The organism is Streptomyces sp. NPDC048106 (assembly GCF_040706415.1).
Classification (GTDB): domain Bacteria; phylum Actinomycetota; class Actinomycetes; order Streptomycetales; family Streptomycetaceae; genus Streptomyces.
Map to the genome: position 1 here is coordinate 357,552 of NZ_JBEZND010000001.1, position 14,699 is coordinate 372,250.

11 protein-coding genes are annotated in these 14,699 nt (G+C 74.8%); 6 read left to right on the forward strand and 5 right to left on the reverse strand.

All coding sequences use genetic code 11. The features are described 5' to 3' along the window. Nucleotides 1–177 precede the first annotated feature (177 nt). Nucleotides 178–654 carry a single-stranded DNA-binding protein gene (locus tag AB0927_RS01615; protein WP_366665436.1) on the forward strand — a complete coding sequence of 159 codons (477 nt, stop codon included), beginning with the start codon at nucleotides 178–180 and terminating at the stop codon, nucleotides 652–654. Between the two features lie 263 nt (nucleotides 655–917). After that, complete coding sequence (locus AB0927_RS01620) at nucleotides 918–2,270, forward strand: TQXA domain-containing protein (protein ID WP_366665534.1); 1,353 nt, start codon at nucleotides 918–920, stop codon at nucleotides 2,268–2,270. A 45-nt stretch (nucleotides 2,271–2,315) separates the two neighbouring features. On the opposite strand, the gene AB0927_RS01625 is transcribed toward AB0927_RS01620, so the two are convergent. After that, nucleotides 2,316–2,867 carry an RICIN domain-containing protein gene (locus AB0927_RS01625; protein WP_366665437.1) on the reverse strand — a complete coding sequence of 184 codons (552 nt, stop codon included), beginning with the start codon at nucleotides 2,865–2,867 and terminating at the stop codon, nucleotides 2,316–2,318. A 292-nt stretch (nucleotides 2,868–3,159) separates the two neighbouring features. On the opposite strand from AB0927_RS01625, the gene ettA reads away from it, so the two are divergent. From ettA to AB0927_RS01640, 3 genes are read left to right on the forward strand one after another with little or no spacing between them, the layout of a single operon-like run. Beyond that, entirely contained in the window at nucleotides 3,160–4,824 is a 1,665-nt protein-coding gene (gene ettA, locus AB0927_RS01630) for an energy-dependent translational throttle protein EttA (protein ID WP_366665438.1), read from the forward strand. A 6-nt stretch (nucleotides 4,825–4,830) separates the two neighbouring features. Further along, the gene (locus tag AB0927_RS01635; RefSeq protein ID WP_366665439.1) at nucleotides 4,831–5,256 is read left to right on the forward strand and encodes a thioesterase family protein; all 426 of its coding nucleotides are present in this window, start codon (nucleotides 4,831–4,833) and stop codon (nucleotides 5,254–5,256) included. Then, nucleotides 5,253–5,945: a hypothetical protein gene (locus tag AB0927_RS01640; protein ID WP_366665440.1), complete on the forward strand. Its 693-nt coding sequence runs from the start codon at nucleotides 5,253–5,255 to the stop codon at nucleotides 5,943–5,945. The genes AB0927_RS01635 and AB0927_RS01640 overlap by 4 nt, the downstream gene beginning before the upstream one ends. Nucleotides 5,946–6,030: 85 nt before the next feature. On the opposite strand, the gene AB0927_RS01645 is transcribed toward AB0927_RS01640, so the two are convergent. From AB0927_RS01645 to AB0927_RS01660, 4 genes are all read right to left on the reverse strand, one after another. Continuing rightward, entirely contained in the window at nucleotides 6,031–6,972 is a 942-nt protein-coding gene (locus AB0927_RS01645) for an ABC transporter ATP-binding protein (protein WP_366665535.1), read from the reverse strand. A gap of 81 nt (nucleotides 6,973–7,053) precedes the next feature. After that, nucleotides 7,054–9,783, reverse strand: coding sequence for an FtsX-like permease family protein (locus AB0927_RS01650; RefSeq protein ID WP_366665441.1), 2,730 nt, complete (start codon nucleotides 9,781–9,783; stop codon nucleotides 7,054–7,056). A gap of 1 nt (nucleotide 9,784) precedes the next feature. Then, nucleotides 9,785–13,018 carry an FtsX-like permease family protein gene (locus AB0927_RS01655; protein ID WP_366665442.1) on the reverse strand — a complete coding sequence of 1,078 codons (3,234 nt, stop codon included), beginning with the start codon at nucleotides 13,016–13,018 and terminating at the stop codon, nucleotides 9,785–9,787. A 223-nt stretch (nucleotides 13,019–13,241) separates the two neighbouring features. Then, nucleotides 13,242–13,646 carry a globin gene (locus AB0927_RS01660; RefSeq protein ID WP_366665443.1) on the reverse strand — a complete coding sequence of 135 codons (405 nt, stop codon included), beginning with the start codon at nucleotides 13,644–13,646 and terminating at the stop codon, nucleotides 13,242–13,244. Nucleotides 13,647–13,715: 69 nt separating this feature from the next. Between AB0927_RS01660 and AB0927_RS01665 the strand changes: the two genes are divergently transcribed. Beyond that, nucleotides 13,716–14,693, forward strand: a complete 978-nt coding sequence (locus tag AB0927_RS01665; protein ID WP_366665444.1) for a methyltransferase domain-containing protein — start codon at nucleotides 13,716–13,718, stop codon at nucleotides 14,691–14,693. Nucleotides 14,694–14,699: the final 6 nt, after the last annotated feature.

Below are 14,699 nucleotides of genomic sequence, written 5' to 3' on the forward strand. Positions count from 1 at the left end.
GGTGGTCGCTCGTGTGGGTGGCGGAGTTTTCCACAGGCGTGGGGACGGTCCACAGCGCTCAGCGGGCCCGGCCCGGCGGAGGCAGTCTGAGGGCGTGGCAGACGCCGCCGTACGGGACGGGCCCGTACGTCTGCCCGCCCGGCCGGAGGCGCCGGGCGGGGAAGGGGGAGCGAGAAGATGAACGAGACCGTGGTCTGTGTGGTGGGCAATGTGGCGACCGCGCCGGTGTACCGGGAGCTGGCGGCGGGGCCGTCGCTCCGGTTCCGGCTCGCGGCCACCGCGCGCTACTGGGACCGGGAGAAGAGCGCCTGGACGGACGGGCACACCAACTTCTTCACGGTGTGGGCCAACCGCCAGCTCGCCACCAACGCGATGGCGTCGGTGGAGGTGGGGCAGCCGTTGGTCGTCCAGGGCCGGCTGAGGGTGCGTACGGAAGTGCGCGACGGGCAGCAGCAGTGGGCGTCGGCGGACATCGACGCCACGGCGATCGGTCATGACCTCTCCCGGGGTACGGCGGTCTTCCGTCGCACGGGGAAACCGGAGACCCCCGCCGCGGCGAACCGGCCCGAGCCCGACTGGGAGACACCGCGGCCCGCGGACACCGGGGAGGGCATCGACGCCCAACAGGCGGCAGAACCAGCCACAGTGACGTGATATCAGCCGTCCACCCAGGTGGATTTATCGATAAGCGCTGCTCAAGGGCGGTCCGGCGATAACGATTCCGGATCGGAAACGCCATCGGATCATCCGACCGACGGGGGAGGCCTCGCCCGACTCCATAGGATGCCGGGCGTGCCCCTCGGGGCCGTCGATTCTGCTGGTGGGACCGCCTGACTGCGTCCAACGGGTCCTGCTCGAAGGGGGATTCTGTGCTTGCTGCGCTCTCCGGTTTCCGCCGGTCCACCGTCGTGGCGCGCCTGGCCGCCACCGCCACGGTGTCCGGGCTCGTGGCGGCCGGCGTGCTGTCCGGCGCGGGTACGGCCGCGGCCGATGTGACCCCGCAGACCGAGGGCGGGGCGAGCGCCACCCTGGACGGCCTGAAGACCTTCGGCGAGGCCGTGGTCCACGGGGCGGGCGGCGACCAGCGGGTGTCGGCGGGGCTGTTCGAGATGTCGGTGGACGGCGGCGGCACCCTGCAGACGTACGGTGTCGACCTGCACAGCCCGGTCCAGCGCGACGCCCGCTACCAGGAGACGTCCTGGAGCGGCACCTCGCTCGGCACCAACCGGGACGCGGGCAGGATCCGCTGGATCCTCCAGCACTCCTACCCGCAGGTCAACGATCTCGCCGCGCTCGCCCGCCGGGCCGGAGTACGGGGCCTCACCGAGCAGGACGCGGCGGCCGGCACCCAGGTGGCCATCTGGCGGTACTCGGACCACGCCAAGGTCGACGCCGTGGACCCGGGGGCCCAGAAGCTCGCCGGCTACCTCCAGCGCCACGCCCGCAGCGCCGCCGAGCCGGGGGCGTCGCTGACCCTGGATCCGTCCGCGGTCTCCGGCCGCCCCGGGGCCGTGGTCGGACCGGTGACCGTGCACACCAACGCGGGCGCCGTCGCGGTGATACCGCCCGCGGACGCGGCCACCAGCGGCGTGCGGATCACCGACAAGACCGGCAAGCCGCTCACGACGGCGAAGAACGGCAGCCGGATCTACTTCGACATCCCGAAGGACGCGGCGGACGGCTCCGCCCGGCTGACGGTGCAGGCGTCGACGACCGTCCCGGTGGGCCGCGCCCTCGCCTCCGACAGCCGCGGCCAGACCCAGATCCTGGCGGGCTCCAGCGAGTCCGCGGTCTCCGCGAGCGCGACGGCCGACTGGGCGGCGCAGGGCGCGATACCGGCCGTGTCGGCCCGCAAGGACTGCGCCAAGGGCGCAGTGGACATCACGGCCGTCAACAAGGGCGACCAGCCCTTCACCTTCCGCCTGACGGGCACCGACCACACCGTCCCGGCCGGCGCCACCCGTACCACCGCCGTACCCGTCCAGGAGGACCAGAGCTACGACTTCACGATCACCGGCCCGAACGGCTTCAGCCGCCGCTTCACCGGCGTCCTGGACTGCGAGATCCAGGGCACGATCGTCTCGAAGACCACCACCCAGACCGTCGGCGAACCCTCCCCCCTGGCCACCCCCACCCCCGACGACACCGACCTCGCCGCCACCGGCGGCTCCGCCCTCACCCCCCTGATCGCCGGCGCGGCCATAGGCCTGGTGGTCATCGGCGGCGCGGTCCTGGTCATCCTGCGCAGGCGGGACCAACCGAGCGACTGAGGTCTCCGCCGCTCGCTGATTCCGAGCACCAAGCCCCTGCTCGGGTCAGAAGTCGAGGGCCCAATCCTGGTTCACGTGCCACGGGGTGTTCGGCTTGGTGATGCAGTCCCAGATCTGTAGGCGCGCACCGGCAGGCGGAGGGGTGGGGAAGGCGGGGTTCCGGGCGTCGAGGCAGCGGCCGCTGTTGCTGTGGACCAGGAGGTATGCGCCGAGGTCCGCGCCCGAGCCGTAGAAGCCCTCGATCTTCCAGAACTGGCTGGCCGTGCCGTCACAGTCGGCCAGGACCACAGGTGTCCCGTTCGTGGAGCCCTGTGCGTCCAGGCACTTGGTCGAGGACCACCTGATCTGGCTTCCGCCGGTGACGTCCACGACGTTCATGTCGTCGCCGCGGGAGCCCAGTACGAAACCCTTGCCGTTGAGGCAGGGCTGGTTCTGGCAGGTGTTCGGTTCCAGCCTGACGTCGAGTCCGGAGGCCCTGTTCGTGAGATAGGTCGACACGTGCCAGGTTTCGGCCTGTGCCTGCCAGGGACCAAGGACGGTGACTGAGGAGAAGAACACGGTGAGCGTGGTCAGCAGCACGGTTCGTCGTCTTCGCATGGTGCTCTCCCGTGGGGACGTGTGTGATGGCCCTCACGATCCGCCGCGTCGTCTTCACCATGGCACGCGTCCACGCCGACCGCGACCCGCCGGGCGAGGCCCGGTCCTGGGCCGTGTGAGCGCGGCTGAGGGTGATCGATGACGACCGACGGTGACGGCTTCGGCACCAGGGCGGGAGGGAAACCCCAGGTCAGCGCCCCCCGCCGCAATGGGTTTCCGCACAGGGGTGGCCGTACGGCAAGATGGGGTGTATCTGCCCACTGCCAGATTTCAAGTTGCCGGACGGTTTCTCTTGGCTGAGTTCATTTACACCATGCGCAAGGCGCGCAAAGCGCACGGCGACAAGGTGATCCTCGACGACGTCACCCTGAACTTCCTTCCGGGTGCCAAGATCGGCGTCGTCGGTCCGAACGGTGCCGGTAAGTCGACCGTGCTGAAGATCATGGCGGGGCTGGAGCAGCCGTCCAACGGTGACGCGTTCCTGTCACCCGGCTACACCGTCGGCATCCTGCTGCAGGAGCCCCCGCTCGACGAGGACAAGACGGTCCTGGAGAACGTCCAGGACGGCGTCGCCGAGACCAAGGGCAAACTCGACCGGTTCAACGAGATCGCCGAGCAGATGGCGACCGACTACTCGGACGCGCTGCTGGAGGAGATGGGCAAGCTCCAGGAGGAGCTGGACCACGCCAACGCCTGGGACCTCGACGCCCAGCTGGAGCAGGCCATGGACGCGCTCGGGTGCCCCCCGGGCGACTGGCCGGTCACCAACCTCTCCGGTGGCGAGAAGCGCCGCGTCGCGCTCTGCAAGCTCCTCCTGGAGCAGCCCGACCTGCTGCTCCTCGACGAGCCCACCAACCACCTCGACGCCGAGTCGGTGAACTGGCTGGAGCAGCACCTGGCCAAGTACCCGGGCACCGTCGTGGCCGTCACCCACGACCGGTACTTCCTGGACAACGTCGCCGGCTGGATCTGCGAGGTCGACCGCGGCCGCCTGCACGGCTACGAGGGCAACTACTCCAAGTACCTGGAGACCAAGGCCGCCCGCCTCAAGGTCGAGGGCCAGAAGGACGCCAAGCGGCAGAAGCGCCTCAAGGACGAGCTGGAGTGGGTGCGGTCGAACGCCAAGGGGCGTCAGGCCAAGTCCAAGGCGCGCCTCGCCCGGTACGAGGAGATGGCCGCCGAGGCCGACAAGATGCGGAAGCTGGACTTCGAGGAGATCCAGATCCCGCCGGGCCCGCGCCTGGGCAACGTGGTGGTCGAGGTCGACAAGCTCAACAAGGCCTTCGGCGAGAAGGTCCTGGTGGACGGCCTGTCCTTCACGCTGCCGCGGAACGGCATCGTCGGCGTCATCGGCCCGAACGGCGCCGGCAAGACCACGCTCTTCAAGATGATCCAGGGCCTGGAGACCCCCGACTCCGGCACCATCAAGGTCGGCGAGACCGTCAAGGTCTCCTACGTCGACCAGGGCCGCGCCAACATCGACCCGAAGAAGACGCTGTGGGAGGTCGTGTCCGACGGGCTCGACTACATCAACGTCGGCCAGGTCGAGATGCCCAGCCGCGCCTACGTGTCCGCCTTCGGTTTCAAGGGCCCGGACCAGCAGAAGCCGGCCGGCGTCCTGTCCGGCGGTGAGCGCAACCGCCTCAACCTCGCGCTCACCCTGAAGCAGGGCGGCAACCTGCTGCTCCTCGACGAGCCCACCAACGACCTCGACGTCGAGACGCTCTCCAGCCTGGAGAACGCCCTGCTGGAGTTCCCCGGCTGCGCCGTGGTCGTCTCCCACGACCGCTGGTTCCTCGACCGCGTCGCCACCCACATCCTCGCCTACGAGGGTGACTCCAAGTGGTTCTGGTTCGAGGGCAACTTCGAGTCGTACGAGAAGAACAAGGTCGAGCGTCTCGGTGCGGACGCAGCGCGTCCGCACCGGGCGACCTACAAGAAGCTCACCCGGGGCTGATCGGTCTTGCGCCACATCTACCCGTGCCCGCTGCGCTGGTCCGACATGGATTCCTACGGCCATGTCAACAACGTGGTCTTCCTCCGCTACCTGGAGGAGGCCCGGATCAACTTCCTGTTCCGTCCGGACAAGGAGTTCCAGCAGGGCTCCGTGGTGGCGCGCCATGAGATCGACTACAAGCGCCAGCTCGTCCACCGGCACCATCCGGTGGACATCGAGCTGTGGATCACCGAGATCCGGGCCGCGTCCTTCACCATCGCCTACGAGGTGAAGGACGCGGACGTGGTGTACGTGCGGGCCTCGACGGTCGTCGTGCCGTTCGACTTCGAGGCCCAGCGGCCGCGCCGGATCACCCCGGAGGAGCGCGAGTTCCTCCAGCAGTACCAGGAGACGGCCGAGGCCGCCGAAGAGGGCGAGGCCGTCGCCGCATGACGGTGCTGCACCTCGTCGACGAGACGGAGGCGGCGGACCTCGCCGCCTTCCTCTCCCGGCTGCTCCACTACGACCGCGGTGCCGCGGTGCGCCTCCAGGCGACCGGCACCGCGCTCGCCGTCTTCGGCCGGCCGCCGTCCTTCGAGGTGCTCGCGGTGCGCGCGGTACGGCTCGTGAAGCCGTACGAGCACGGTCTCGACGCCACCCTCGACGTCACCGTCTCCGCGGGTGAGCTGCTGGAGTCGGTGAGCGAGCGGGCGGCCACCGCGGCCGTGCCGGGCGCGGTCACCGGGCCGCCGTGGGCCGGTGTGCTGCCGCCGCGCGGTGGCTGGCGGGCCGAGCCGGGGCTGCCGGCGCCGGACGCGCTGCGGGCGACGGTCGCCGCGGCGGTCGGTGAGTTCCGGGCGCGTACCGAGGAACTGGCGCCCGAGCGGCGTACCCGTGCGGAGCTGGACCGGATCGGGCGGGACATCTGGTCCCGCGAGCTGGGGCGCACCGGGCTGCCCGTGCGCGCCGTGCACGCGGCGCACTCCCTGGGCTTCCTGCGACCGGGCACGGCGGCGGCCGGCATCGGGCTGCTGTCCTCGGGTACGTGGCTGCGGCTGCGCACGCCGTACGGTTCGATCGCGGTGCGGCGGGCGGGGACGCTCGGCTCCCTCGGCGCGCTGGGCGTCAGCGTGAGCGGCTGAGCCGCCGGCCTCTGCCCCCGGCCTCTTTCCCCGGCCTTCTCCTTCCGGCCTTCTCCTTTCGGTTTTCTCCTTCCAAGGCCCCTTTTCAGGCCCTGCCCTCCCCGCTGTCGTCGGGGCGTACGGCGATGTGGTCGGTCTCCAGTTCCAGTGCGACGCGGTCGCGCATGTCCAGGGCGCGGACGTAGTCGGCGGGCAACTGGAGGCGGCCGGCGCGGTCGAGCATGGCGTACTCGCGGGCGACGACCGTCTCGCGGCCGGTGCCGGCGTCGACCTCGCTGCGGCGCAGTACCTCGGTGGAGGTGCGGCCGTCCCGGATGGCGACCGTGCGGCGGACCTCGCCGGCCACGGCCTGGTCGTGGGTGACGATCACGATGGTGGTGCCGAGGGTCTCGTTCGCCGTGCGGAACGCGTCGAAGATCTGGGCGGCGGTGCCGGAGTCGAGTTCGCCGGTGGGCTCGTCGGCGAGGAGCACGGCGGGGTTGTTGGCGAGGGCCACGGCGATGGCGACACGTTGCTGCTGGCCGCCGGACAGCTCGTGGGGGTGGCGGTCGCGGCAGTCGGCGACGTGCAGCAACTCCAGCAGTTCCAGGGCACGTTGCGCGCGGATGCGGCGGCCGCGGTGCCTTCGGGAGCCCGCGAGCTGGAGGGGGAGGGCGGCGTTCTGGGCCGCGGTCAGGTAGGGGAGCAGGTTGCGGGAGGTCTGCTGCCACACGAAGCCGACGGTTTCGCGGCGGTAGGACAGGCGGTCGGCGGCGGTCATGGTGAGCAGGTCGCGGTCGGCGACGCGGGCGGCGCCGGCGGTGGGGGTGTCCAGGCCGGCGAGGATGTTCATCAGCGTGGACTTGCCGCTGCCGGACGCCCCGACGAGGGCCATGAGTTCCCCCTCGCGGACGACGAGGTTGAGGCCCTGGAGGGCCTGCACCTCGACACCGGCGGTGCTGAAGACACGGACGAGGCGGTCGCAGGTGATCAGGGCGGGGCCGGGGCCGGGGCCGGGGCCGGAGTCGGTGGCGGTGGCGGTGGTCATGAGGTGCTCCTCGGTGAAGGGGTGTCCCGCGCCGCTGTCGCCCGCGGCCGGGGCGGCGCGGCTCACCGCGGGTGCGTGCGGTCATCGCGCGTCGCCCGCCCGGAGTTCGGGCACCGAGCCCCGGCGGCTCGTCCACCAGGCCTGAGCCGCGGCCACGCCGGCCGTCAGGGCCAGGACCAGCAGGGCCGGGACGGTCAGAGACCAGGGGTCGGGGCGCAGGCGGGCCGAGGTGAGGGCGGTGTCGGGCAGGGCCACGGCGGTGAGGTCGATCGCGGGGGACAGGAGGCGCGTCGTGGACCAGCCGGTCAGGGCGCCCGCGGCCGCCGCGAGGGCGGACTGGGGCAGCGACTCCAGGATCAGCAGGCGGCGGCCCTCGGCCCGGGTGAGGCCCATGGTCCGCAGCCGGGCGAGCAGGGCGGCGCGTTCGGGGGCGGCCCGCGACAGGGCCAGCAGGAGGGCGAGTACGGCGAAGACCGCGCCCGCCGCCACCGCCGCCGTGTAGACGTGCTCGGCGCCGGACTGGAGCGGGGAGGTCTCGTACCGGGCGCGTTCCGTGGTGCGCAGGTGGACGGCGGCCGAGGAACCGGCCGCGCGTCGCAGCGCGGCCCCGTCCAGTCCCTCACCCGTCAGGAACAGGGCGGTCGGCCGGTTCGCGGGGGCGGGCAGGCCCGCTCTGTCGACGACGAGGAAGTCCGCGCCGGGCAGCGCCGGGGTGCTGTCGCGGACCAGGGTGATGCGGACCGTGACCGTGCTGCCGTCCGCCAGCCGGACCGCGAAGGGGCGCCGGGTGCCGAACTCCGCGGCGACGGCGGGGGAGGCGACGGCGGGGAGCGCGGTCCTGCCGCTCCCGGCCGGTCTCAGCTCGGCGCCACGGAAAGGGCCCAGGCCGGTACGGGTGGTCAACACGCCGTAGGAGTACGGCTCCACGCCCACCAGGGGCACCGGGTCCTGCCCGTCCATCGGCTTGGCCTGGTAGTCGATGCCGACCGGGGCGACGGACCGTACCCCCGGCACGTCCCGCACCCGGGCCGGCGCGGTCGCGGGGAGCGGGGCGTCGGCGTCCACGCGGGCGTCGGCGCCGACGGTGAGCAGGGCCGCGCGGTCCCGCGCCGCGGACACCCCCGCCAGCACCGAGCCGCCGAACGCGGCCGTGGTCAGCGCGGTGAGCAGGGCGAGCAGGGGCAGTACCGCCGAGGTCTGGGCGCGGCTCGCGCGGGCCAGGGCGAGGGGGGCCACCACGCCGCGCAGCCGGGCGGCCGGGCCGATGAGGCGGCGCAGGAGGAAGGGGTGGAGACGCAGCAGGACGAGGGCGGCGACGACGCCGACCAGGACGGGGGCCAGCGCCGTCAACTGGTCGCCGGTCACGCCCCGTCGGCGCAGGGCCCAGGCCGCGCCGGCGGCCAGGACCAGGACCGTCAGCTCGGCGACCGTACGGCGCCGGGAGGGCCGTACGGTCGCGAGGTCCGTGCGCGGGGCGGTCGACCGTACCGCGCGGTGGGCCCAGGCGGCGCGCAGCGGGAGCGCGGCGCAGGCGGTGAGGGTGACGGCGGTCGCGGCGGCGACGGGGTACGCGGTGCGGCTCGCGGGCACCGCGAGCAGGGCCGCGGCCAGGCCGAGCGCGCCGGACGGTACGGCGATCACGGCGGTCTCGGCCAGCAGCCGCCCGGCGAGCGCGGGGAGGGCGGCGCCGCGGGCGCGGAGCAGGGCGAGTTCGGCGCGGCGGCGGTCGGCGGCCAGGGCGCCGGCCATGAGCAGGACGACGGCGACGACGGTGGCGGCGCCCGCCGCGGCGAGGGCGACCAGCGGGGCGGTGCCGGCCCGGAGCCGGGCGAAGGAAGCGAGGGTGTCGTCCAGCCGGGTGGCGATGTCGGTGCTGTTGCTGCCGGTGGTGGCGCGGGCGCGGCGCAGACCGGGGCCGGACTCCAGGGCGGCCACGGCCGACGTCAGCCGGCCGAGCTCGTGGGCGTGCGGGGCGGCGAGGTCGGGGGCGAGGAACCAGTAGCGGATGGGGTCCATGCCCGTGCCGAGCAGGGCGGGCGCGGCCTCCTGGGGGAGGAGCAGGGTGCCGAGCCAGTACCTCGGCGGGTCCCCGCCGGGGGTCGCGACGGTCATCAGGGCGGGGGTGCGCAGGCGCGGGACGGTCGACCAGTAGGCGCCCCCGGGGTCGCGGGGGAGGAGGATGCCGGTGACGCGGACGCGCAGCGGGGGCCGGTCCTGTGCCGGTACGTGGAGGACCGAACCCACCTCGATGTGCAGGTCGGCGGCGGTGGCGGCGGTCACGGCGGCCTCCACCTCGGGGGTGGCCGCGTCCACCGGGCGCGCGGCGCGCGGCAGCCGGCCGGTGCGGACGCGGGCGTGGTCGGCGAGACCGCTCGGCGCGAACAGCGAGATCCGGGCGGGCAGTCCGCTCGGCCGCGGCAGCCAGGGGTCGGGCACCGGCAGTTCCAGGCGTCCGGCGACGCCGTACATCGACTGCGCGCGGTCGACGGCCAGCGGGGCGGTGGGCGTGGTGAGGAGCTCGGCGTACTGCCGCTCCAGCGCGACGGGGCGCAGCGCGGCGGCCCGTCGGTCGGCCGGCAGCCCCAGGTCCGGCTGGGGCGCCACCACCTGCACGGTGGTGCGATCGGCCGGTGCCCGGGTGAGAGTCCCGCGCAGCGCCGCGTCCTCGTACCGGTCGACCGCCCGCGGATACGCCCCCGCCAGGCAGGCGGCCAGCGCCACCAGCAGCGCGAGCGCTCCGGCGGCCGCGGGAGCGGCCCGCAGCCGCGTCCGCACCCAGGGGGCGACGACGCCTCGTGGCGGCCGGGCCATCTCACTCACCTCCCGGTGTGCGCAGGACCAGGTTCGGGTCCGGGCGGCGGAGCGCCGGCAGAGCCGTCAGGGCCAGGGGAAGCGCGGCGACCGCCACGAGCAGCAACCCCACCTGGAGGAGCGGGAGTCGGACCAGCAGCGGTGGCGCGGGGCGGGTGGCGTCGGCGGTCAGGGTGATCAGGGGGAGGACGGCGTGGGCCACCGCCGTGCCCAGGGCGAGGCCCAATCCCAGGGCCAGCGCCACCAGGACCGTCTGTTCGGCGGCGACGGCGCGGGTCAGCCGGCGGCGCGGGGCGCCCAGGGCGTGCAGCACGGCGGACTCGGCCTCGCGGGCGCGCCGGGTCGCCGCCGCGCCCACCGCGAAGCCCAGCGCCGCCAGGACGGCCGCCGCCACGGCCGTCGCCGTGCACGCGGCCGCGGGGCCCGCGCCGAAGGGGTCGTCGCGGAGCCGGGCGGCGATCTCGTCGCGGACCACCACCTGCGCCGGGTCGATGTCCGGCAACGCGCGCAGCGCGGAGGCGACGTGGCGCGCGTCGCCCGTGGCCAGCCACCACTCCGTGGGCGGCGCGCCGTCGCCGTAGCGGGACTGGAGGAACCGGTTCAGGGCGCGGAGGTCGAGGAGGACGGCGCCGCCGTCGTCGCCGGTGGTCGGCAGGGCCCGCACCGCGCGGACGATCCGGATCGGCACCGGGTGGCCGGCGAGCATCAGGTCGACGCGCTGTCCGGGGCGGGCGTCGGCCGAGGCGAGGTAGCGGTCGGTGACGAGGGCCGGGATCGCGGCGGGCGCGGGCTGCGGGACCTGGAGGCGGATGGTGACGGAGGCGACGCGCCACTCGTCGGCCGCCGGGAGGTAACCGGTGCCGTAGGTGAAGGTCGGGGGACGGGTGCCGGCCAGCCGGGGGCGGGTCGGGCTGGTGGCGGAGTTCGGGACGGCGTCGCCCCCGGCGTCCGCGGCCGTGGTCCAGCGGGCCGGCAGCGCCAGCCCGTGTGCGCGGCCGTCCGCGCCCGTCGCCGTCAGCCCGCTCAGCACGAGCCGGTGCCGGGCGCGGGCGGGCGGCTGGATCAGCTCCAGCTGGAGGCCCGTGAGGGTCAGCGCCCCGCGGGCCGCGCTCACGTCGAGACGCAGCGTGTGCGGCCTGCCGTCGGCGGGGAGCTGCCCGAACGGCATCCGGTACGACACCCCGTACGCGTCCGTCAGCGTCACCGTCACGTCCGTGTCCAGCCCCGGCCCGGCCGAGCTGCCCAGGGTCGCCGTCAGCCGCAGCCCGGCCGTGCCCGCGGGCACCCGGGTGCCGGCCGGGGAGCCGTCGGAGGCCACCCGGGCGAGCAGCGGACGGGTCGGGGTGTCCGCGAGGTCGGGGCGCAGCAGCACCGCGTCCGCCGCCCGCCGGGTGTCCAGGGCCAGCACCGTCGCCGTGCGGTCGCCGGACAGTGGCTGCTCGGCACGGAAGGCCGGGGCAGCCGCGCGGACGTGCGGCAGGCGCGCGTACCCGTCCGTGCTGCCGAGCCCGCCCGCCCCGGCGGCCGTCAGCCGGACCGGCGCGCCCGCGCGGAAGTCGGCCTGGTCGTCCTGCGAGCGGTGCCAGGAGGCGGCCTGTCCGAGGGCGAGCACCCCGAGCGCCACGGTGAGGACGAGCAGCGGCACCGGACCGGCGCCGCGCGCGGTGCGCCGGCTGAACCGCAGGGCCGCCAGCGCCATGGACAGTCCCCGCCCGCGCGCCGCCCACCGCTCCGCCGGCCGCGCCACCGACGGCAGCAGCCGCAGCGTCAGCACGGTCCCGGCGAGCAGCGCCAGCGCGGGCGCGGCCACCAGCAGGGGATCCACCCCGAGCGCCCCCGAGCGGTCCGCGGCCACCCCGCCGGCGCCCTCCCGCCTCGACTCCGCGTACGCGACGGCCGCCACGGCGAGCAGCGCCAGGTCGGCTCCGGCGCGCACGGAGGCGGGAAGCGCGCCGGAACGGGCGCGCCGTGGTGCGACGGCGCGCGCCCCGCCCCCCATGACCGCCATCGCCACCGCGCACCCCGAGGACACCACCACGGCGACCAGCCAGACGGCGGGCCGGCCCGTGACCGGGAGCGTGAGGTGGAGGCCCAGCCGGGACAGCGGACCATGGGCGGCCAGCACCCTGGCCAGCGGGGTGGACAGGAGCGGGGCGAGGACGGCGGCGGGCAGCACCAGCAGCAGCGCCTCCGCGGCGGCCAGCAGCGCGAGGCGCGCGCCGGAAGCGCCCCGGGCGCGCAACAGGCCTGTCTCGGCGGCCCGTTCGGAGCCGAGCAGCCGGGCCACCCGCAGCAGCGCGTACCCGGCGAGCACCACGAGCTGGAGGGCGGCGATCAGCAGGGTCGAGCGGGCGACCAGCAGCGAGCGGTCGATCCGGTCCAGCGCCTCCGGCAGCCCGGTCCGCACCGTCGTCGCGCCGTGCAGCTCCGCGCGGGCGCGCAGGGCCGTGCCGCCCGCCCGCGCCGCCGTCCGCAGCCGCCCGATCCGCCCCGTCGTCATCCCCGCGAAGTCCGCCGAGGCCAGCCACGCCGTCGTGCCCGCGCTGACCCGGCCGCCGGTGAACACCGAGGGGTCGGCGAGCAGCGGGCCGTACGTCGTGAAGCCGGACTCCTTCACCCCCCGGCCCAGCAGATCGTCGAGGCGCCAGTACGGCGCCGTCGCCGACACCGGCCGGTACAGCCCGCTGATCCGCACCCGCAGCGCCGGGCCGCCCAGCCGGTCGGGGAGGGTGAGCCGGTCGCCGGGGCGCAGGCGCAGGAGGCGCGCGGCGGTCCCCGGGAGGGCGACCTCGATGGTGCCGCCGGAGCCCGCCGGGCGCGGTGAGCGGCCTTCCGTCAGGCGGAGCCGGGTGCGGTCGAGGGCCGCGAGGTAGGTGAGGTCCGGGTCGCCGGAGCGGTGCGCGGGCGGCCGCAGCGAGGCGGGCAGCGCGTACGGTCCCGAGCGGCGCAGCGTCCGTACCGTCAGCGGCAGGCCGTCGAAGGCCCGCCCGGCCTCCTCGCGTACGGCGCGGTCGGCGGCGGCGCGCTCATCCGGCGGCACGTCGGCCTTGACGATCAGCGCCGCGTCGGCCGCCGTGCCCGGGTCGGCCAGCGCGTGGCGCACGGCCGCGTCGCCGATCGCGCCCGCGTACGCCGTGAGCGTCGCGAGGACCGTGGTGGTCAGCACCACGGTGAGCAGCGCGGCGCCCAGCAGCAGGCGGTGCGCACGCGCGCGTGCGAAGACGAACCCCGTCATCCGGCCCCCGTCGTCCGGACAAGCTCCAGGACTTCGGGCGATGGTGACAGAGCGGACGGGGGCGGGGTAAGCCGTCGTCGACCGGTCTATACCGGATCGTGACCGGATTCCGGCAACGGTCGACCGGAATCCGGCGTTCGCGAGAGCCGGATCAGCCGGATCAGCCGGATCAGCCGGATCAGAGCGATCAGAGCGATCAGACCGGTCAGAGCGATCAGCCCGATCAGTCGGGGGTGTTGACCATCGACGCGGCGGCGTACGTCAGGTAGTTCCACAGCGTCCGCTCGTGCTCCTCGGACAGCCCCAGCTCGTCCACGGCCGTCCGCATGTGCCGCAGCCAGGCGTCGTGCGCCGCCCGGTCCACCGTGAACGGGGCGTGCCGCATCCGCAGCCGGGGGTGGCCGCGGCGCTCGCTGTAGGTGGTGGGGCCGCCCCAGTACTGCATCAGGAAGAGCGTGAGGCGCTCCTCGGCCGGGCCCAGGTCCTCCTCCGGGTACATCGCCCGCAGCTCCGGGTCCTCGGCGACCCCCTCGTAGAAACGGTGGACGAGCCGGCGGAAGGTGTCCTCCCCGCCGACCTGCTCGTAGAAGGTCTGCTCCTGAAGCGTGCCGCGCCGAATCTCATTCACCCGTCCATGGTCTCAGACGGAGCGGCCGGGGATTCAGGCCTTGGGCACAGAGGTGCCTACGGTGGTCGTATGGCCGGTTACGACGCACGGACCGAGGAACTCGCCGCCGCCGCGCGGGCCGCGCTGGTGCGGGAGATCGCGGCGGAGGGTGCCTTCGCGGCGGACCCGCGGTGGCGGGAGCCGTTCGCGGAGGTGCCCCGGCACCTGTTCGTGCCGTACTACTTCGTCGCCGGGCCCCGCGGCTACGAGCGGCGCTGGGGCGAGAGTCCCGATCCCCGCGCCCGCGCCTGCTGGGTGCGCGGCGCCTACGCGGACGAGCCGCTGGCCACCCGGCTGCGCGACGGCGAGCTGGTGTCCTCCAGCAGCCAGCCCTCCCTGATGGCCCGGATGCTGGCCGCGCTGCGCGTCGAGGACGGCGACCGGGTCCTGGAGGTGGGCGCGGGCACCGGGTACAACGCGGCCCTGCTCGCCCGGCGGCTCGGCGACGACGATCTCGTCACCACCGTCGATCTGGAGCCGGAGATCACCGAGTCCGCGCGCCTGCATCTGGCCGCCGCCGGCTACCACCCGAGGGTCGTCACCGGTGACGGGGCGCGCGGAGTGCCCGAACGCGCCCCCTTCGACCGGATCATCGCGACCTGCGCGCTGCCCACGGTGCCGCGCGCCTGGCTCGCCCAGTGCCGCCCCGGCGGCCGCGTCCTGATCCCGCTGGCCACCGGACTGCTGCTGCTCACCGTGCGGGACGCGGAGCACGCCGAGGGCCGCTTCCTGTCCACGGCCGCCTACTTCGTGCCGCTGCGCGGGCAGGAGCGGGCCGAGCCGGCGGACCTCTCCGTCGCGGGGCTGCCGCGCCGGGCCCGCGAGCAGGACACCTTCCTCTTCCTGCTGGCGCTGACCCGGGGCGCGCTCGACCCGCGGGAGGCGTACGCGCTGTGGGAGCGCGCGGAGCAGCCGGAGCGCGAACGGTACGGCGTCACGCTCGCCGGCGGCAGCGGCCGGGCCTGGCTGGACGACCCGCGGGGGCCGTACACCTGGCCCCTGCCGTGACCGCCC

What these genes read in the sequence shown, in the direction of transcription:
- AB0927_RS01655 (WP_366665442.1), bottom strand. Translation starts at nt 13,018, where the DNA reads ATGACGGGGTTCGTCTTCGCACGCGCGCGTGCGCACCGCCTGCTGCTG.
- AB0927_RS01625 (WP_366665437.1), bottom strand. Translation starts at nt 2,867, where the DNA reads ATGCGAAGACGACGAACCGTGCTGCTGACCACGCTCACCGTGTTCTTC.
- AB0927_RS01665 (WP_366665444.1), top strand. Translation starts at nt 13,716, where the DNA reads ATGGCCGGTTACGACGCACGGACCGAGGAACTCGCCGCCGCCGCGCGG.
- AB0927_RS01615 (WP_366665436.1), top strand. Translation starts at nt 178, where the DNA reads ATGAACGAGACCGTGGTCTGTGTGGTGGGCAATGTGGCGACCGCGCCG.
- AB0927_RS01650 (WP_366665441.1), bottom strand. Translation starts at nt 9,783, where the DNA reads ATGGCCCGGCCGCCACGAGGCGTCGTCGCCCCCTGGGTGCGGACGCGG.
- AB0927_RS01640 (WP_366665440.1), top strand. Translation starts at nt 5,253, where the DNA reads ATGACGGTGCTGCACCTCGTCGACGAGACGGAGGCGGCGGACCTCGCC.
- AB0927_RS01645 (WP_366665535.1), bottom strand. Translation starts at nt 6,972, where the DNA reads ATGACCACCGCCACCGCCACCGACTCCGGCCCCGGCCCCGGCCCCGGC.